Annotated in this window: 18 protein-coding genes; 13 read left to right on the top strand and 5 right to left on the bottom strand. The window is 71.7% G+C overall.

Features of this window, described 5'->3' with window-relative positions; translation table 11 throughout:
- Window positions 1-8: 8 nt before the first annotated feature.
- Window positions 9-998: an o-succinylbenzoate synthase gene (locus ABD882_RS01800; protein ID WP_345183730.1), complete on the bottom strand. Its 990-nt coding sequence runs from the start codon at window positions 996-998 to the stop codon at window positions 9-11.
- Window positions 999-1,127: 129 nt separating this feature from the next.
- Here ABD882_RS01800 and ABD882_RS01795 point away from each other — a divergent pair, with 129 nt between their 5' ends.
- From ABD882_RS01795 to ABD882_RS01750, 10 genes are all read left to right on the top strand, one after another.
- The gene (locus ABD882_RS01795; protein ID WP_345183728.1) at window positions 1,128-1,451 is read left to right on the top strand and encodes a PadR family transcriptional regulator; all 324 of its coding nucleotides are present in this window, start codon (window positions 1,128-1,130) and stop codon (window positions 1,449-1,451) included.
- An 18-nt stretch (window positions 1,452-1,469) separates the two neighbouring features.
- Entirely contained in the window at window positions 1,470-2,429 is a 960-nt protein-coding gene (locus tag ABD882_RS01790) for a hypothetical protein (protein WP_345183726.1), read from the top strand.
- Between the two features lie 77 nt (window positions 2,430-2,506).
- Window positions 2,507-3,442, top strand: coding sequence for a 1,4-dihydroxy-2-naphthoyl-CoA synthase (locus ABD882_RS01785; protein WP_345183724.1), 936 nt, complete (start codon window positions 2,507-2,509; stop codon window positions 3,440-3,442).
- A 5-nt stretch (window positions 3,443-3,447) separates the two neighbouring features.
- Window positions 3,448-4,584 carry an AMP-binding protein gene (locus tag ABD882_RS01780; protein ID WP_345183722.1) on the top strand — a complete coding sequence of 379 codons (1,137 nt, stop codon included), beginning with the start codon at window positions 3,448-3,450 and terminating at the stop codon, window positions 4,582-4,584.
- 53 nt (window positions 4,585-4,637) lie between these two features.
- The gene (locus tag ABD882_RS01775) at window positions 4,638-5,840 is read left to right on the top strand and encodes a sensor histidine kinase (RefSeq protein WP_345183720.1); all 1,203 of its coding nucleotides are present in this window, start codon (window positions 4,638-4,640) and stop codon (window positions 5,838-5,840) included.
- Window positions 5,837-6,487 carry a response regulator gene (locus tag ABD882_RS01770; RefSeq protein ID WP_345183718.1) on the top strand — a complete coding sequence of 217 codons (651 nt, stop codon included), beginning with the start codon at window positions 5,837-5,839 and terminating at the stop codon, window positions 6,485-6,487. The genes ABD882_RS01775 and ABD882_RS01770 overlap by 4 nt, the downstream gene beginning before the upstream one ends.
- Before the next feature lie 134 nt (window positions 6,488-6,621).
- Complete coding sequence (locus ABD882_RS01765) at window positions 6,622-6,966, top strand: helix-turn-helix transcriptional regulator (RefSeq protein ID WP_345183716.1); 345 nt, start codon at window positions 6,622-6,624, stop codon at window positions 6,964-6,966.
- Between the two features lies 1 nt (window position 6,967).
- Window positions 6,968-7,762: a permease prefix domain 1-containing protein gene (locus ABD882_RS01760; RefSeq protein WP_345183714.1), complete on the top strand. Its 795-nt coding sequence runs from the start codon at window positions 6,968-6,970 to the stop codon at window positions 7,760-7,762.
- A 126-nt stretch (window positions 7,763-7,888) separates the two neighbouring features.
- A complete protein-coding gene (locus tag ABD882_RS01755) occupies window positions 7,889-8,650 on the top strand; it encodes an ABC transporter ATP-binding protein (protein ID WP_345183712.1) in 762 nt (253 codons plus the stop codon).
- Window positions 8,647-10,107, top strand: a complete 1,461-nt coding sequence (locus ABD882_RS01750; protein ID WP_345183710.1) for an ABC transporter permease — start codon at window positions 8,647-8,649, stop codon at window positions 10,105-10,107. The genes ABD882_RS01755 and ABD882_RS01750 overlap by 4 nt, the downstream gene beginning before the upstream one ends.
- On the opposite strand, the gene ABD882_RS01745 is transcribed toward ABD882_RS01750, so the two are convergent.
- The 4 genes from ABD882_RS01745 to ABD882_RS01730 form a co-directional block, all read right to left on the bottom strand.
- Window positions 10,031-10,630, bottom strand: coding sequence for a hypothetical protein (locus ABD882_RS01745; protein WP_345183708.1), 600 nt, complete (start codon window positions 10,628-10,630; stop codon window positions 10,031-10,033). The two genes, ABD882_RS01750 and ABD882_RS01745, sit on opposite strands and share 77 nt — an antisense overlap.
- Window positions 10,631-10,650: 20 nt before the next feature.
- Complete coding sequence (locus tag ABD882_RS01740; RefSeq protein WP_345183707.1) at window positions 10,651-11,139, bottom strand: SprT-like domain-containing protein; 489 nt, start codon at window positions 11,137-11,139, stop codon at window positions 10,651-10,653.
- Between the two features lie 106 nt (window positions 11,140-11,245).
- The gene (locus ABD882_RS01735) at window positions 11,246-11,773 is read right to left on the bottom strand and encodes a hypothetical protein (RefSeq protein WP_345183706.1); all 528 of its coding nucleotides are present in this window, start codon (window positions 11,771-11,773) and stop codon (window positions 11,246-11,248) included.
- Window positions 11,774-11,924: 151 nt separating this feature from the next.
- Window positions 11,925-12,791 carry a spermidine synthase gene (locus ABD882_RS01730; protein WP_345183705.1) on the bottom strand — a complete coding sequence of 289 codons (867 nt, stop codon included), beginning with the start codon at window positions 12,789-12,791 and terminating at the stop codon, window positions 11,925-11,927.
- Window positions 12,792-12,917: 126 nt separating this feature from the next.
- Here ABD882_RS01730 and ABD882_RS01725 point away from each other — a divergent pair, with 126 nt between their 5' ends.
- The 3 genes from ABD882_RS01725 to rpoB all read left to right on the top strand — a co-directional run bounded on the left by ABD882_RS01725 (window position 12,918) and on the right by rpoB (window position 19,070).
- Window positions 12,918-14,453 (top strand): glycoside hydrolase family 3 protein, encoded by a 1,536-nt coding sequence (locus ABD882_RS01725; RefSeq protein WP_345183704.1) that lies wholly within the window; start codon window positions 12,918-12,920, stop codon window positions 14,451-14,453.
- Window positions 14,454-14,470: 17 nt separating this feature from the next.
- The gene (locus tag ABD882_RS01720; protein ID WP_345183702.1) at window positions 14,471-15,328 is read left to right on the top strand and encodes a MurR/RpiR family transcriptional regulator; all 858 of its coding nucleotides are present in this window, start codon (window positions 14,471-14,473) and stop codon (window positions 15,326-15,328) included.
- Window positions 15,329-15,569: 241 nt separating this feature from the next.
- Entirely contained in the window at window positions 15,570-19,070 is a 3,501-nt protein-coding gene (gene rpoB / locus ABD882_RS01715; protein WP_345183700.1) for a DNA-directed RNA polymerase subunit beta, read from the top strand.
- The last annotated feature ends 53 nt before the right edge of the window (window positions 19,071-19,123 follow it).

The raw sequence follows: 19,123 nt of genomic DNA, 5'->3' as shown, positions 1-19,123 counted from the left end.
GGTGGGGCTCAGCGTCCGTCGGCCGCCAGCAGCGCGTGGCAGCGGGTGAGCCGTTCGATCCACCAGTCGCGCCGTTCGGCGGAGGCCTCGAGGCGGGCGAGGGCTACCGGATCCGGCACGACGCGATCCGCCGAGACGATGCCGTTCCGCGGCCGGGCGTCCGCGACGTCATCGGCGAAGAGCGAGGCCGTGCCCAGCCCGCAGTCGTGATCGAGCACGGGCAGCGCCGTCGCCAGGGCTGCGCCGAGCGACAGGCCGACGGCGGTGTCGAGCGCGCTGGAGACGACGACGGGCAGGCCCGCCTCGGCGACGATCCGCAGCGCGCGTTCGATGCCGCCGAGCGGCTGCGCCTTGATCACGAGCAGGTCTGCGGCGCCGGCGCGGGCGACGGCGAAGGGGTCGCCGGCCCGGCGCACGCTCTCGTCGGCCGCGATCGGGATGTCGAGGTAGGCGATCCGGTCGCGCAGCTCGACCAGCTCGTCGATCGACGCGCAGGGCTGCTCGGCGTATTCGAGGTCGAACGTGGCGAGGGCGTGGATCGCGCGCTCGGCCTCGTCGACGTTCCAGCCGGCGTTCGCGTCGATCCGGATCCGTCCCTCCGGGCCCATCTCGTCGCGCACAGCGCGCACGCGGGCGATGTCGTCGGCGAGGGACTGACCGGCCTCGGCGACCTTGACCTTGGCCGTGCGGCAGCCGTCGAAGCGCGCCAGCACGGACGCGACGCGTTCGGCGGACACGGCGGGGACCGTCGCGTTCACGCGGATACCCTCGCGCACGGCCGCGGGCCGCGGGTGCCAGGCGTCGGCGATCCCGGCGCTCAGCCAGGTCGCGGCCTCGGCATCCGCGTACTCGGGGAAGGGCGAGAACTCCGCCCAGCCCTCCGGGCCCTCGAACAGCAGCGCCTCCCGCACGTCGACCCCGCGGAACCGGGTGTGCATCGGCAGCGCGACGATGCGGGCCGAGTCGAGGAGCTCGGTGAGCGCGGGGAGGTCGGTCATGCCCCCATCATGCACCCCGGATGCGCTCGCCGATCCGCTCGCGCAGCGCGGCGAGCCGTCTGTGCTCGAAGCGTCCGCGGCTGATCGTGTTATTGACAATAGTGTGTGACACACAATATGGTGTGGAGCATGAGCGATGACGAGTTCGACGGGCACCTGCAGGAGCTGCGGCGGGGCACGCTAGTGCTCGCCAGCCTGCGTCTGCTGCGCGAGCCCGGGTACGGCTACGGCCTGCTCGAGCAGCTGAGCGCCGCCGGGTTCCCCACCGACGCCAACACGCTCTACCCGCTGCTGCGCCGCCTCGAGAAGCAGGGCTGCCTGGTGAGCGCGTGGAACACCGACGAGGCGCGACCGCGCAAGTTCTATCGCACCTCCGAGGCCGGGATCCGCCTGGCCGACATCCTCATCCGCGACGTCGAGGCCATCGCCGCCGCCGCGAAGAAGCTTCCCTGACCATCGGAGGAGAACATCATGGACACCGACAGCACCACCCTCGCCGAGCGCTACGTCTCGGCCGTCGTCCGGTCCGCGCCCGTCGCCGATCGCGACGAGATCGGCGCAGAGCTGCGCGCCTCGATCGCCGATGAGCTGGACGGTCGCCTCGCCGCGGGCGAGGAGCGCGGCGAGGCCGAATACGCAGTGATCGCCGCGCTCGGCGATCCGATCGCGTACGCCGCGTCGCTTGCCGGCCGCCCGCTGGTCCTGATCGGTCCGCGGTACTACGCGGCGTGGTGGCGCCTGCTGCGGCTGCTGCTCGTCACGGTCGTCCCGGCCGCGGCGCTCATCACCGCAGGGGTGCGGGCGATCGGCGGAGGGGACATCGGCGCCGTGTTCGGCGCGATGGTCGCTGCCGTCATCACCTCGGCCGTGCACGTCGGGTTCTGGACCACGCTCGTGTTCGCCGCACTCGAGCGCACCGGATCCACCGGCGACGCCGTGCTGGAGTGGACACCGGACAAGCTCCCGCGCGCGGTGATCCCCACTGCGCGGATCTCCGACTTCGTGGGCACGATCGTCGTCTTCGTGGCGCTGATCGGATCCGTGATCTGGGATCGCACGATCGGCTGGGGTCAGGATCACGTGCACCTGCTGTCGGCCGGCCTCTGGCCGGGCGTGATGCTGGTCTGGTTCGCGCTGCTCGCGATCGGTCTGATCGTCGAAGCCGTCGTGATGCGCCGCGGGCGATGGAGCGTGCCGCTCGCGGCGGTGAGCATCGCGGCATCGATGGTCGCCCTGATCGGTGCGATCGTGCTGGTGTGGCGGGGAGCGGTGCTGGATCCCGCGCTCATGGCGCGCATGCAGGCGGCCAGCACGCCGACGCAGGATGTCGTGCAGATCGTGAACATCGTGCTGACGGTCGTGCTCGGCGGGATCCTGATCTCGCTCCTGTTCGACGCGTATCGCAAGCTGGGTCTCGCCCGGCATCCCTGAGCGGGGCGGCCGCAGGGGCCAAGGCTGCTCAGTGCCGGGCCGCTCAGGGCAGCGCCGCGCGGAATAGGCTGGAGTCCGTGACCGATCCCCATGTCTCCGACCTATTCGACCCCGCCGAGTGGACGCTCGCGCCGGGCGCCGACGCGTACACCGACATCACCGCGCACGTGTCGAACGACTCCCGGATCGCCCGGATCGCGTTCGACCGGCCCGAGGTGCGCAACGCGTTCCGGCCGCACACGGTCGACGAGCTGTACCGCGCGCTCGATGCGGCCCGGCAGAATCCGCGGATCGGCGTGGTGCTGCTCACCGGGAACGGCCCCAGCCCGAAGGACGGCGGCTGGGCGTTCTGCTCGGGCGGCGACCAGCGCATCCGCGGGCGGGACGGATACAAGTACTCCGATTCGGAGGAGACGGTCGTTGAGCGAGCGGAGCGAGACGAAACGCAGCAGGCGCGCGCCGGGCGGCTGCACATCCTCGAGGTGCAGCGGCTCATCCGGTTCATGCCGAAGGTCGTCATCGCGGTCGTGCCGGGGTGGGCGGCCGGCGGCGGGCATTCGCTGCACGTCGTCTGCGACCTCACGATCGCGAGCGCCGAGCACGGCCGGTTCAAGCAGACCGACGCCGACGTCGGATCCTTCGACGCCGGCTACGGATCCGCCTACCTGGCGCGCCAGACCGGGCAGAAGTTCGCACGCGAGGTGTTCTTCCTCGCCGAGGAGTACTCGGCCGAACGCGCGATGCAGGCGGGGGCGGTGAACCGCGTCGTGCCGCATGCCGAGCTCGAGCGCGAGGCGATCGCGATGGCCCGCACGATCCTCACCAAGTCGCCCACGGCGATCCGCATGCTCAAGTTCGCCTTCAACGCCGTCGATGACGGGCTGGTCGGCCAGCAGGTGTTCGCCGGAGAGGCCACGCGCCTCGCCTACGGGACCGATGAGGCCGTGGAGGGCCGCGACTCGTTCCTCCAGAAGCGCGAGCCGGACTGGTCGCCGTACCCCTGGCACTTCTGAGACCCGTGCCTCCCCTCATCCCGATCGACGCGTCGGATCCGGTGGCGGTCGCGGCTGTCGTGCCGGGGGCGCTGGACGGGTCGGCACCGCTTGCGCTCGGATTCGCCCCCGGCGGCGATGACCTCGTCCGCGAGGGTACGGCCGTCGCCATCGCGACGTCGGGGTCGACGGGAGTCCCGAAGCGGGTCGTGCTCTCCGGCGAGGCGCTGCGGGCGTCCGCCGAGGCGACGGCGCGGCGGATCGGATCCGGGCAGTGGCTGCTCGCGCTGTCGGCCGGATACGTGGCCGGGTTCCAGGTGCTGGTCCGCGCCCACCTCGCCGGCACGGTTCCGGTCGTGCTCGAGGGCCGGTTCACGCCCGCCGCGTTCGCGCAGGCGACCGCGAAGCTGCGGGGGCCCGGAGCACGGTACACCTCGCTGGTGCCGGCGCAGCTCGCGACGCTGGTGGACGCGGCCGACGAGCCCGAGATCCGCGCCGCACTCACCCGGTACGAAGCGATCCTCATCGGCGGGCAGGCGCTGCCGGTGCCGCTGCGGGAGCGGGCGGCCGACCTCGGCGTCCGCATCGTGCGCACCTACGGATCCAGCGAGACCGCGGGCGGCTGCGTGTACGACGGCGTGCCCCTGGACGGGGTGCGCGTCGAGCCGGTCGACGGCGAGCTGCGCATCGCGGGGCCGACGCTCGCGGACGGCTATCTGGGCGACGCGGCGCTGACCGGCCGCACCTTCGTGACCGATGCGGAAGGCGTCCGCTGGTATCGCACGGGCGACACGGGCGAGGTCGTCGACGGCGTCGTGCGGGTCACCGGTCGCGCCGACAACGTCATCGTCTCGGGCGGCGTCAACGTGTCGCTCGACCGGGTGGAGCGCGCGGTGCGCGGGGTCGCGCGGCTGGAGGACGCCGTGGTCGTGGCGATCCCCGACGAGCGCTGGGGGCAGGGATCCGCGATCGTCGCGCGCGCCCACCCCGAGGCGGCGGAGGGCGACCTGCTCGCCGCGGCCCGGGAGAGAGTGGCCGCCGAGGTCGGGCTCGCGGCCCGGCCCGCGCGGATCCTGCTCGTCGCCGAACTGCCGACGCTGGCGTCCGGCAAGCCCGACCGGCGCGCGATCGCCGGACTCGCGCTCGCCGCACACGGCCGGTGAGGATACATCTCCGGGCGGATGCCGCGGCAGGGCCGCCCGCGTACCGTGAAGGAGTGATCCGCCCCGTTCCCCGTCTCTGGCTCGTGCTCGATATCGTCGGGGCCGCGCTCGGGATGGTGATCACGCTGTCGCTGACGGCGGTGCTCTCGGCGACGCCCGCGAGCAGATGGCTCGAGGGCACGGTGTCCTGGGTGATGCTGGTCGTGATCGCGGCGGCGCTGTGGGGCGCGGCGGCGATCAGCCGGTTGTCGCCGCCGCTCGCGCTCATGTTCGCGTGGGCTGCGGCGCTGCTGCAGATCGCGTGCGGCTTCGCCCCGGGCCCGCACGATCTGGCGATCCTCGTCGTGCTGTTCGCGACGGCCGCCTGGGGGTCGCGACGGGTGATGTGGATCGGCGGGGCGTCCGCGCTGGGCGGCGGGCTGCTCGCCGGCGTGTACATGTCGCTGACCAACGAGACCGGACTGGTGCTGGATCCGCAGACCGGCCTGCGCCTCGCCCTCGTCGCCGCGCTCCTGGGGGCGATCTCGGTGCTCACGCTCGTGATGGCGTGGGGCACCGGGCTGCTCTGGCGCCTGGTGCTGCGCGGCCGGCAGACGCGTGAGGCGCAGGTGCGCGCCGAGGCCGCGGCGGCGGCCGAGCAGGAACGGGTGCGGATCGCGCGGGACATGCACGACGTGGTCGCGCACTCGCTGGCCGTCGTGATCGCCCAGGCCGACGGCGCCCGGTACGTGGCGGAGGCGGATCCCGCACAGGCCACGGTCGCGCTCGCCACGATCGGTCAGACCGCGCGGGCGGCGCTGTCGGACGTGCGGCTGCTGCTCGGTCAGCTGCGCCACAGCGAGGGGCAGGGGCCGCAGCCCACCCTCACCGACCTCGAGGCGCTGTACGCGCAGGTGCGCGCCGCGGGCATCGAGCCGCGGGTGACCGTCGATCCGACGCCGCCCGGGGAACCGCCCGCCGCGATCCAGCTCGCTGTGTACCGGATCCTGCAGGAGGCCCTCACGAACGCGATCAGGCATGGCAGCGGCGACGTCGATGTCCGCCTGAGCTGGCTCACCGACCGGGTGGAGATCGCGGTGCACAACGGCGTCGCGACCGCGCACGCCGCGCAGGCCGGGCACGCCGCAGCGCCCGACGGGCACGGGCTGATCGGCATGCGCGAGCGCGCCCAGCTCGTGGGCGGCACGCTCCGGGCCGAGCGTCAGGGGTTGCTGTTCGTGGTGCGCGGGACGCTCCCGATCGGGGGAGCGGGATGATCCGGGTCGTGCTCGTGGACGATCAGGCGCTGTTCCGCGCCGGGATCCGCATGCTGGTCGCCTCCCAGCCGGATCTGGAGGTCGTCGGCGAAGCGGGGGACGGACAGGAGGCGATCGATGTCGTGCGCGCCACGCACCCCGACGTCGTGATGATGGACATCCGCATGCCGGTCATGGACGGACTGACCGCGACCGCGCGGATCCTGCAGGAGACGGACGGCCGGCCGGATCCGCCCCGCATCGTGATGCTGACGACGTTCGACCTCGACGAGGCGGCGGCGCGCGCGATCCGGCAGGGGGCCAGCGGATTCCTGCTCAAGGACGCCGACCCCGAGTTCCTGCTGGCCGCGATCCGCACCGTGCACTCCGGGTCGAGCGTGATCGCCGCCACGGCGACCCGCGAGCTGTTCGCGCACTTCGCCGGGCCCGAGCAGACGCCGGTGCCGCCGAGCTATCACGCCCTCACCGAGCGGGAGCGGGAGATCTTCGCACTCGCCGCGCGCGGGCTCTCGAACGGCGAGATCGCGGCGCGCGAGTTCCTCTCGGAGGCGACGGTGAAGACGCACATCAGCCGGATTCTCACCAAGCTCGCCCTTCGCGACCGGGTGCAGCTGGTGGTCTTCGCGTTCGAGCACGGCCTCACCTGACCCGTCCACCTTCGACTCGTCCCCATGAGCGCACCCCAGGGCCTCCGCTGACGGGGACGACTCGAGGAGAGAACGGGGCAAACTCTCAGCAATCTAGACTGTCTATGCATCGGCAGTCTAGGTAAAGTCGGGGTATGGCAGATGACCGACTCCGAGGCAACCTCGAGATGCTGATCCTGGCGATCCTGGCACGCGGATCCGCCCACGGCTACGCGCTCGCCGAGGGGCTGCGCACCGCGAGCGGCGGCGAGTTCGAGGTGCCGGAGGGATCGCTCTACCCCGCCCTGCACCGGCTGGAGCGCACGGGCGCGATCGCGAGCGAATGGGTGCACGACGGGCGACGCCGACGGGTCTACACGATCACCACGGCCGGCGCGACGCGTCTGCAGCAGGAGAGAAGCGCGTGGCAGCGCTTCGCCGACGGCGTCGCGAGCACCCTCGCCGCGCCCTCGGTCCGGCCCGCCGTGCAGGGGGTGTGAGATGACCGATGCGATCGACCGCTATCTGGAGAGGCTCGCGGATCGCCTCGGCGCGGGGCGCGACGCGTGGCGCCTGCTGGCCGAGACCGACGGGCATCTGCGCGATGCGCAGGCGGCGCTGCAGACGCAGGGCATGGCCGACGAGCAGGCCGCCGAAGTCGCGGTGGCGCGGTTCGGGGATCCTGCGACCGTCGCCCGGGCGCGCTCCCCGCGCCGCAGGGCCGTCGGCGTCCTGAGCGGTCTCTGGCTCGTCGTCGGGCTGGGTCTCGTGGTGATCGGGGTGAGCGGGCTGGTGTCGTGGGCGCTGGAGGCGCTGCTCGGCCCGGCGTTCCTCGCGGGGGACGTGAACGGCGTGACCTACACGGCCGCGCGCTGCGCCGACTTCCTCGGCTTCTTCCCGCAGGCCGGCAGCTGCGCGGCCGCTGCGGCGATGCATCACTCCGACGAGATCGTCTCGGAGCGGCTTGCGGCCGGGATCCTCGGTCTGCTCCTGCTGCTCGTCTGGCTGCTCGTGCGGCGGATCCGCGGTGCCATCCCGATCGCGCGCGAGGACCGGCGCATGCTGCTGGTGGCGAGCGCGGTCGCGTATCTGGGCGTGGGCGTGGTCGGCTTGGGCTCGGGTGCGCTCTCCGTGATGCTCGACCTCGTGCGGGGCATGGCGATCGCCGGCGTCGGCGTGCGGCTGAGCGACGGAGCCATCGCGCTGCTTGCGGGCGTCGTCGCGGTGGTGCTGCTGATCCGCTTCCTCCGCCGCGGCGTCGCGTCCCCCGCCGGAGCATCCGCGACCCCCGCCTGACCGCGACCGCGATCCCCTCCTGATCATCGGGCTCGCGGATCTCGGGCTGGGGATCATCCTTGCGATGTATGCGGATGCGACTGCAGGGCGACGCGGGCGGCACGGCGCGATCCGTAGCGTCGAAGCATGGAGATCACGACGACCGACCTCGGCCTCGCGGCCCGCGTCCAGCACCTGACCAAGACGTACGGATCCGGCGAGAGCGCGGTGCAGGCGCTCGACGACATCAGCGTCGGCATCAGACGGGGCCAGTTCACCGCGATCATGGGCGCGTCGGGCTCGGGCAAGTCCACGCTCATGCACATCATGGCGGGGCTCGACACCGCCACCCGGGGTCGCGCCTGGATCGGCGACACCGAGATCACCGGCCTCGGCGACCTCGACCTCACGATCCTGCGGCGCCGCCGCGTCGGGTTCATCTTCCAGGCGTTCAACCTGGTGCCGACGCTCGACGCGCTCGGCAACATCCTGCTCCCGTTCGAGCTGGACGGGCGCCGGCCGTCCGCGATCGAGCGGGCCAGGATCGACTCGCTCATCGAGACCCTCGGGATCGGGCCCCGGCTGCGGCATCGTCCGCACCAGCTCTCCGGAGGGCAGCAGCAGCGCGTCGCGATCGCGCGGGCGCTCGCCACCGCGCCCGACCTCGTCTTCGCCGACGAACCCACCGGCAATCTCGACTCGGCGTCGGGCCGCGAGGTGCTGCAGCTGCTCTCCGCCGCGAGCCGGGAGCAGGGCCAGTCCATCGCGATGGTGACTCACGACGCGATCGCCGCCAGCCACGCCGACCGCGTGCTCTTCCTCGGGGACGGCCGCCTCATCGCCGATCACCCGCGCCGCGGCGCCGAGGAGATCGCGTCCTTCATGCTCTCCGCCGAGGTGACCGCATGACCGCCGCAGCCCGCACGCTCCTGGAGACGCCGCTGACCCCGTCCCGGCTGGCGTTCCTGCGCGAGCGCGGAATGGGCGCCAGCGTGTTGGTGGCCGCACTCACCTCGGCGTTCGGGGTGATCCTGGTCGACACGACGCTCTATCTCGGTGCGCTGCTGCAGAACGACCCGACCATCGGCGACAGCCGCACACTGGCCTACGTCGTGCAGATCCTCTCGGTGCTGCTCACGGCGGTGGCGATGTACGTCGCGGCCGTCGTGACCGCGAACACGTTCGCGACGATCGTGGCCGGTCGCACCCGGAGGATCGCGCTGATGCGGCTCATCGGCGCGTCCTCTCGTTCGCAGCGTGCCGAGGTCGCGCGCCAGGGCCTGTCGGTCGGGATCATCGGCGCGGCGCTGGGACTCGTGGCGGGAGCGCTGCTGTCCTGGGCGGGCGTCGCGATCGGATCCGTCGTGCTCCCGAACGCGCCGCAGGACTTCTCGCCGGTGCATCCCGGCGTGCTGGTGCCGGCGGCGGGCGTGGCACTCACCACCTGGATCGCGGCCTGGGCGGGTTCGCGCCGTGTGCTCACCGTCACGCCGCTGCAGGCGCTGGCCGGATCGACCGAGCGCAGCGCCTCGGAGACCGCCGCGTCGCCGTCCCGCCACCTCGGCGCGATCGTGCTGTTCGTCGTCGGCGGCGCACTGCTCGCGGGCGGTGTCGTGTACGGGCTGACCTCGCCGCTCGGCGTGGTCGTCGCCTTCTTCGGGGGAGTGTTCTCGTTCACAGCGCTGGCGATCGGATCCGTGCTGGTGATGCCTCCGGTGCTGCGGCTGGTCGGCCGACTGTTCGGGCGCAGCGCCGCCGCACGGCTCGCCGCCGAGAACGCCCTGCGTCACCCCGAGCGCTCCAGCCGGATGGCGATCGGGGTGGTCATGGGCGTGACGCTCGTGACGATGTTCGCGGTCGCGCTGGAATCGGCCAAGGCGCTGTTCGTGCGCACGAGCGCGGAGAAGCTGCCGCCGGCGTTCTTCGCGCCGATCGACACCTTCGCAACGGTCATGATGGTGCTCGTCGGAGTGTCGGCCGTGATCGCCGCCGTGGGCCTGGTGAACCTGCTCACGATCGGGGTGGTGCAGCGTCGTCGCGAGCTGGGCCTGCTCCGCGCGATCGGGCTGAGCAGCCGGCAGGTGCGCCGCATGGTGCTGCTCGAGGCCGCGCACGTGACGATCGCCGCGACCATCACCGGCCTCGTGCTCGGCATCGTCTACGGGTGGGTCGCTGCGCAGTCGCTGCTCGGATCGGTGCCCGCGCTGCCCGACTTCCACCCGGCCGGCCTCGTCGCGCCCGTCGTGCCGTGGATGCCGATCGCCGCGATCGTGGCGGGCACCGCGCTGCTCACTCTGCTCGCGTCCGTCGCCCCGACCCGCCTCGCCACCAGGGTCGCCCCGGTCGAGGCGCTCGCCGCGGACTGACCGGTCGGGGCTGCGGCGTCTCCGGCAGTGCGGCGTCCCAGCCCCGGGCGAGTCGGCGGATCCGCCACCCGCGCCACTGCCACGTCGCCCACAGCACCGGCCAGAGCAGCAGCGAGGTCGGTCCGCCGAACACCAGACGGTCGCGCCACAGGGTGCGGCCGTCCGGCAGGGCGGAGACCGCCATGCGATGATCCCAGACATCGAGCGCGGCCAGCGCGCCGGTGAGCGGGATGCCGCTGTCGCGCAGCAGTCGGACGGTCTCGCCGCCCTGCTCCCGCACCTCGTCGTAGGCGCCGATCAGCTGGGTGCCGACGGTAACAAGGCCGAACAGTCGCAGTCGGACAGCGGTGTTCAGCAGATTGCCCTTCTCCTCCGCGTGCCCCAGGGGCTCGACGACGAGGATCGGCCCGTACAGCGCGGCGAGCACCTGCGGCGAGTGCAGGGCCGCCCAGGCCGCGTCCGGACTCGCGGCGATCGGGAACTTCAGCTGCACGTGCCGCAGCCGCGGACGCCCCGCGCTCATCTCGCCAGCACTCCGCGCACTCATCTCGGCAGCACCGCCGCGCGCCGATCGGCCGCGGTGATCTCGCGGCGGACCCAGACCAGGGCGTAGCGCTGGTCGTAGCGACGCGAGCAGCGCGCGCACGACGATGCCCGCACCGGGCGCCGATGACGGTAGGTCACATGGCCGGACGGGCAGCGCCCGACCCAAGGCGCGAGTTCGACCGCGGTCTCGCCGTGATGCGTGGTGCCGCCGACGTAGCCGAGGTCGCGGGCGACGCGCTTCCAGGCGGCGCCATGCGCGGCGTCATGCCCGGCCAGCGCGTGCGCGACCTCGTGCAGCAGCACCTGGTGGATCTCGTCGTCCTCGAAGCGCGCGGCGAGATAGCGCGACACGGTGATCCGCTTGTCCCCGTAGTTGCAGGCGCCTGCGCGCCGCTTGGCGTTGTCGAATCCGAACGACCAGTCAGGATCCAGGTGCATGCGGATCAGCGCCTCGCCCCAGACGCGGACCCGTTCCAACTCGGCCATGCCTCAACGGTAGGCGACGTCGCCGACATTGCCGCGCGCGCCGGGCCGAGGAGCGCCGCAGGCCGCGGTGCGGCGAGCCGCGCCAGGCCGAGGAGTGCGCGCGGGCTCAGCCGTTCACGACCACGGGATCGCGGTGGCGCTCGACGGTCTCGATCGCGAGCAGCGCCGCTTCGAGTGCGGCATCGTCCGCACCGGCTTCGCGGCGCAGGAACACGGTGCGCGTGAAGCTCTCCCGCGCCTGGTCGTGGTCTCCGGCCTCGAACGCGTTGCGCCCGCGATGCTGGTACGCGAAAGCGGCGATCGGCACCCAGCCCTGGCCTTCGGCCTCGGCCGCGCAGGTGGCGAGCTCGTGGTCGGCGGCGTCGTACGCACCGCGGTACTGCAGCACGGTGGCGTGCAGCACCCTGGCGCGGATCAGGTCCTTGCGGGTGCCCGCCATGCGCGCCTGCCGCACGGCCTCGTCGGCCAGCACGAGGGCGTCGTCCAGGCGTCCCAGCACCTTCAGCAGCCACACCCGCTCGAACAGCGACGGCAGGCTGCGCTGCTCGGCGATCTGGGCGAGACGCCCCTCGCACTCGGCCGGATCGACCAGCTCGCGCAGAGAGTTCGGGTCGTATCCCTTGATGAAGCCCACGCGACCGCCCTCCCCGTTCCGATTCCGTCAGGTCCAGTCTGCCTGGCGAACCCGGGCATCGCGGAAGGGCCGCGGGCGTGCCGCCGAACTGAGGTGGGCCGGCGCGCGTTCGGGGCAGGTCGGTGTGCGTTTTGCAGGGGTCGTGATCCGTTCAGCGCAGGAACAGGCCGGCATCAGGTCGCGGCGAGGGCACCGCCGTGGCGTCCGTGACGATGACCGCGTCCTTCGCGAATGCCGTCACCTCGGCCCCGTGCGCGAGCTTGGCGGGGTGGGGACCTGCGGCGAGGATGCGCGGTAGCGCGTCCGCGGGCAGTTGCGTCTTCGAGGCGGCGAGCACGAGGTTGCCGAAGCGGCGGCCCTTCAGGATCTGCGCATCCGCGAGGATCGCGACGTCCGCCAGCACGGCGGCGATCGTCGCGACCTGGCGTCGGGCGAACGCGAGTCCCGGACCGTCCGCGACGTTCACCAGCAGCACCCCTTCGGGCGCGAGCAGGGCGGACAGCTCGCGGTAGAACTCCACACTCGTGAGGTGCGCGGGGGTCTGCGCGCCGGAGTAGACGTCCGCGACGACGAGATCGACGTTCCCGGACAGCGCCGGCGGCAGCCGCCGCACCCCGTCGCGCGCGTCCCCGATCCTGATCCGGATCGCCGCGTCGCGCGGCAGCGGCAGATGCGCGCGCACGAGCTCGACCAGCGGGGCCTCCAGCTCGATCACCTGCTGGCGGGAGCCGGGCCGGGTGGCGGCGATGTAGCGCGGGATGGTCAGCGCGCCGGCGCCCAGATGCACGGCGGAGATCGGTTCTCCGGGGGAGCGGAGCTGGTCGATCACCGCACCCATCCGCGCCACGTATTCGAAGTGCAGATGGGTCGGATCGGCGAGGTCCACATGCGACTGCGGCGTGTCGTCGATGAGCAGCTCGTGCCCGCCGCCGAACTCGGCGGGGATGACGCGGGCGATGCCGCCGGATCCCAGCCGGGCCGCGGGATGCTCGGTGTCCTTCGCGCGCGATCGGCCCATGGATCCGAGCCTACGGGGCGGTACCGTCCGTGTGGTGCCGAGACGGGTTGCGTCCCGGTTCGTCCGTGCTGAATCCTTGTCGGGGACGCGTCCGTGTGCCGCGGACCCTTCGACGAGGAGATCCCGATGACGTCCGTTCCCTCATCCGCCGCCGCAGCGCCGACGAACGCTGAGCTCGAGCACCTCGCGAACAGCGTGCTCTGGCCCGGATTCCTCGGGACGGAACTGCCCGCCTGGCTCGATCGCGAACTGCGCGGCGGGCTCGCCGGCGTGGTCTGCTTCGCACAGAACGTCGGGCCCGACCTCGCCGCGCTCAACGCCGCGATCCGCTCCGCGAACCCGCACGCGCTGATCGGCGTGGACGAGGAGGGCGGCAGCGTCACCCGGCTCGAGGCGGCCACCGGATCGACCGTTCCGGGCGCGGCGCAGCTCGGCGCGGTCGACGACGTCGACGCGACCCGCGCGACCGGTGCGGAACTCGCGCGCCGCGTCAGAGCCGTCGGCGCCGACGTGCTGCTCGGCCCTGTCGCCGACGTGAACACGGATCCGCGCAATCCGGTGATCGGCGTGCGGGCGTTCGGCGCCGACGCCGAACTCGTGGCAAGGCACGCGGCCGCCGAGATCGAGGGGATCCAGTCCGCCGGCGTCGCGGCGTGCGTGAAGCACTTCCCCGGGCACGGCGACACCCACGTCGACTCGCATCACGACCTGCCGCGGATCGCACTCGACCCGGCCGAGATCGACCGGGTCCACCTCGCGCCGTTCCGCGCCGCGATCGCCGCCGGCGTGCTCGCGATGATGACCGCGCACATCGTCGTGCCCGCCTGGGGCGAGGAGCCGGCGACGCTCAACCCGCGCGTGCTCGGCATGCTCCGCGCGGAGGGCTTCGACGGCGTCATCGTGACCGACGCCCTCGACATGGCCGCGATCCGCGCATCCGTGGGCATCGGCGGCGGCGCCGTGCGTGCGCTCGCGGCCGGCGCCGACCTGCTCTGCATCGGCAATCCCACCAATCCGGGCGCGGCCGCCGCCGACGATCAGGACGAGCGCGACTTCCGGGCCGCCCGTGACGCCGTGGTGCGGGCGCTGCAAGACGGCACCCTGCCGGTCGAGCGCGTCGTTCAGGCCGCTGCGCGCGTGTCCCGCCTGGCGGGGATCCTCGCCGCCTGGCGGGCCGAGGCGCCGGCGGATCCGGATCGCGGCGCGTACGACGCCAGGGCGATCGTGCGCCGGTCGCTGCACGTGCACGGCGCACTCGGCGCACCCGCGCGGGGTCTCGTGGTGCTCGATGCCCGCAGGAAGGCGACCCTCGCCGTCGACAGCGCCGCGGGGTACGTCGTCGAGGCGCTCGCGGGGGAGGGCTGGTCGCGCCGGATCGACACCGAACGCGCCTCTGCCGAGGAGGCGGCGACGGCGATCGCGGATGCCCGCGCGGCCGCGCACGCCGCACACGCCCGGCTGGTCGTGCTCGTCGACCGCCTCGACACCGACGAGACGCAGCGCGGGTTCGTGGCGGCCGTCGCCGTCGCCGACCCGACAGCGGTCGTCGTGAACGCCGGGCTGCCCGCCGGATCGGTTACGCTTCCGGTCATCGACGTACGCGCGAGCAGTCGCATCGGAGCCGAGGTCGCACGCGAGGTGCTGCTGGCCGACCGCGGCTGAACCGCAGGAGGAGAACCGTGGACGTGGACGTCGTCGAGGCGGTGCGCGCAGCGCTGCCGGGCCTCCGGGCGGCGGAGGCGCGCGTGGCGCACCGCGTCATCGCCGATCCCACCCTCGTGGTCGATCTGACCAGCTCGGAGCTCGCGCGGCTGTGCGAGACATCTCTCGCCACGGTCGCGCGGTTCTCGCAGGCGGTCGGCTTCTCGGGGTATCGCGAACTGCGCGTCGCCTTCGCCGGATCCGTCGCCCGCGCCCAGGCCGAGCGGGTGCGCTTCGGTCTCGATGACGCCGCGATCGATCTCGCGGATCCGCTCGAGAAGATCGCGGCGAAGATCGCCGCCCGCGAGGTCGGCGCGATCGAGCAGACCATCGCCGCGCTCGACCTCGTCGCGCTCGACCGGGTGGCCGGCGCCGTGGCGGACGCCGGCAGGGTGCAGCTGATCGGGCATGCCGCGTCGTCGCTGACCGCGCAGGACCTGAGGCTGAAGCTCGCCCGCATCGGGATCGTCGCCGAGCACTCCGGCGATCCGCACATCGCGCTGCCCGCTGCCGCGCTCCTCGGCCCCGGCGACGTCGCCGTCGCGATCTCGCACGACGGCGTCACCGCGGAGACCATCCGATGCGCGGAGGTCGCCCGGGCCACCGGGGCGCTCACCGTCGCCGTGACGAATGCGCACGCCTCGCCGCTCAGCCGCGCGGTGGACGTCGTGCTGGAGACCAGGGCCAAGGAGTCGCCGCTGCGGATCGCGGCCATGTCCTCGCGGACCGCCCAGCTCGCCCTGCTCGACGTGTTGTTCGTGCGGGTGGTGCAGCACCGCGGCGGGACGGTGACGGATCCGCTGCGTGCCACCCGCCGCGCCGTCACCGGGGGCTGACCGGGGCTCCATACCCCAACCGGGCACGAATTTCAAGAATCGCGCTGGACATGTCGCCGAATCGGTCCTATAGTTGATATTTGCGCCTCGCTCCTCCCTGCCCTCATATGGTGGTCGGCAGACTCCGTACGTCTTCGCTCCTGATTAGGAGCGCCTTCGGCGTGCGGCCGCAGGACGCGGCGCACTCCACCTGACGACAGAGGAATCGAGAAGCCCTTCGGGGCTCACGGAGGTTATTCCCTTGGCTGCTGCTCGCAACGCATCCACCCCCACCACCATCAAGAACGGGCGCGGCTATTCCCGCCTCTCGTTCGCCAAGATCTCCGACACGCTGACGGTCCCCGACCTGCTCGCTCTGCAGACCGAGTCCTTCGACTGGCTCGTGGGCAACGAGGCATGGAAGAAGCGCGTCGCCGAGGCCAAGAAGGCCGGCCGCAAGGACCTCGCCCAGGCCAGCGGCCTGGAGGAGATCTTCGAGGAGATCTCGCCGATCGAGGACCTGAGCGAGACCATGCAGCTCTCGTTCACGAACCCGTACCTCGAGCCCGAGAAGTACTCCATCGAGGAGTGCAAGGAGCGCGGCAAGACCTACGCGGCCCCGCTCTACGTCGAGGCCGAGTTCATGAACCACCAGACCGGTGAGATCAAGACGCAGACCGTCTTCATGGGTGACTTCCCGCTGCAGACCGCCAAGGGCACGTTCATCATCAACGGCACCGAGCGCGTCGTCGTCTCGCAGCTCGTGCGCTCCCCGGGCGTCTACTTCGACAAGACAGCCGACAAGACGTCGGACAAGGACATCGTCTCCGCCCGCGTCATCCCGTCGCGCGGCGCCTGGCTCGAGTTCGAGATCGACAAGCGCGACCAGGTCGGCGTGCGCATCGACCGCAAGCGCAAGCAGTCCGTCACGGTGTTCCTCAAGGCGCTGGGCCTGACCAGCGAGGAGATCCTCGCCGAGTTCGCCGGCTTCGCCTCCATCGAGGAGACCCTGGCGAAGGACACGATCCTCACCAAGGAGGACGCGCTCCGCGACATCTACCGCAAGCTGCGTCCGGGCGAGCAGGTCGCCGCCGAGGCCGCCCGCGCGCTGCTGGATAACTTCTACTTCAACGCGAAGCGCTACGACCTGGCCAAGGTGGGTCGCTACAAGATCAACCAGAAGCTGGGCCTGGACCTGCCGCTGGACGAGTCCGTCCTCACGGTCAAGGACATCGTCGAGACCATCAAGTACCTGGTGCGCATCCACGCCGGCGTCGAGACCTTCGAGGGGATCCGCGGCGGCAAGAAGGCCGAGATCCGTCTCGCGACCGACGACATCGACAACTTCGGCAACCGTCGCATCCGCGCGGTCGGCGAGCTCATCCAGAACCAGGTCCGCACGGGTCTGTCCCGCATGGAGCGCGTGGTCCGCGAGCGCATGACCACGCAGGACATCGAGGCGATCACCCCGCAGACCCTGATCAACGTGCGCCCTGTGGTCGCCGCGATCAAGGAGTTCTTCGGCACCTCGCAGCTGTCGCAGTTCATGGATCAGAACAACCCGCTCGCGGGCCTGACCCACAAGCGCCGCCTCTCGGCCCTCGGCCCCGGTGGCCTCAGCCGCGACCGCGCCGGCGTCGAGGTGCGCGACGTGCACCCCTCCCACTACGGCCGGATGTGCCCGATCGAGACCCCGGAAGGCCCGAACATCGGCCTGATCGGCTCGCTCGCGACCTTCGCCCGGATCAACTCGTTCGGCTTCATCGAGACGCCGTACCGCAAGGTCACCGGCGGCAAGGTCACCGAGCACATCGACTACATGACCGCCGCCGAGGAGGTCGACTACAACATCGCCCAGGCGAACGCCCCGCTCGACGCGGAAGGCCGCTTCACCGAGGCGCACGTCCTGGCTCGTCCGAAGGGCGGATCGGGCGAGGTCGACATGTTCCTGCCCGAGGAGATCGGCTACATCGACGTCTCCCCGCGCCAGATGGTGTCTGTCGCGACCTCGCTCGTGCCGTTCCTCGAGCACGACGACGCGCAGCGCGCCCTCATGGGCGCCAACATGCAGCGCCAGGCCGTGCCGCTGCTCCGTTCCGAGTCGCCGTACGTCGGCACCGGCATGGAGGGCTACGCCGCCATCGACGCCGGTGACGTGATCACCGCGACGAAGCCCGGTGTGGTCAGCGAGGTCTCCGCGGACCGCGTGGTCGTCATGCTCGACGAGGGCGGCACGCAGGAGTACTACCTGCGCAAGTTCGACCGCTCGAACCACGGCACCAGCTACAACCAGAAGGTCGTCGTCTCGGCCGGTGAGCGCGTCGAGATCGACGAGGTCATCGCCGACGGACCCGCCACGGAGAACGGCGAGCTCGCGCTCGGCAAGAACCTCCTCGTCGCGTTCATGACGTGGGAGGGTCACAACTTCGAGGACGCGATCATCCTCAGCCAGGACCTGGTGAAGGACGACACCCTCTCCTCGATCCACATCGAGGAGTACGAGGTCGACTCGCGCGACACGAAGCTGGGCAAGGAGGAGATCACCCGTGACCTCCCCAACGTCAGCCCCGAGCTGCTGAAGGACCTGGACGAGCGCGGCATCATCCGCATCGGCGCCGAGGTCCGCCCCGGCGACATCCTCGTCGGCAAGGTCACGCCGAAGGGCGAGACCGAGCTGAGCGCCGAGGAGCGTCTGCTCCGCGCGATCTTCAACGAGAAGAGCCGCGAGGTCCGCGACACGTCCCTGAAGGTGCCGCACGGCGAGCAGGGCACGGTCATCGCGGTCAAGGAGTTCAACGCCGAGGACGGCGACGACGAGCTCGGCAGCGGCGTCAACCGCCGTGTCGTGGTCTTCATCGCCCAGAAGCGCAAGATCACCGAGGGCGACAAGCTCGCCGGCCGTCACGGCAACAAGGGCGTCATCGCGAAGATCCTGCCGGTCGAGGACATGCCGTTCCTCTCCGACGGAACCCCCGTCGATGTGATCCTGAACCCGCTCGGCATCCCCGGCCGGATGAACTTCGGTCAGGTGCTGGAGACCCACCTCGGGTGGATCGCGAACCAGGGCTGGAAGATCGAGGGCAACCCGGAGTGGGCCGCGCGCCTGCCCGAGGAGGCGCGTGACGTCGCCCCCGGCACCAAGGTCGCGACCCCGGTGTTCGACGGCGCCAGCGAGGAGGAGATCGCAGGTCTGCTCGACTCGACGCTGCCGACCCGTGACGGCGTGCGCCTGATCGACTCGTCCGGCAAGACGACCCTGTTCGACGGCCGCTCCGGCGAGCCGTTCCCTGGGCCGATCTCCGTGGGTTACATGTACATCCTGAAGCTCCACCACCTGGTCGACGACAAGATCCACGCGCGTTCGACGGGCCCGTACTCGATGATCACCCAGCAGCCGCTCGGCGGCAAGGCCCAGTTCGGCGGCCAGCGCTTCGGTGAGATGGAGGTGTGGGCGCTCGAGGCCTACGGCGCCGCCTACGCGCTGCAGGAGCTCCTCACGATCAAGTCCGACGACATCCTCGGCCGCGTCAAGGTCTACGAGGCGATCGTCAAGGGCGAGAACATCCAGGAGCCGGGCATCCCCGAGTCGTTCAAGGTGCTCATGAAGGAGATGCAGTCGCTCTGCCTGAACGTCGAGGTGCTCTCGGCCGACGGCACGGCGGTCAACCTCCGCGACACCGATGACGAGGCCTTCCGCGCCGCCGAGGAGCTGGGGATCAACATCTCCAGCCGCTTCGAGTCCGCCTCGATCGACGAGATCTGAGTCTTCGACGGGCTCAGCACCACCCGCTGAGCCCGTCGGAGCACCGACTTTTC

The organism is Microbacterium panaciterrae, assembly GCF_039541635.1.
GTDB lineage: Bacteria > Actinomycetota > Actinomycetes > Actinomycetales > Microbacteriaceae > Microbacterium > Microbacterium panaciterrae.
This window is presented reverse-complemented; position numbering and strand designations above follow the sequence as displayed.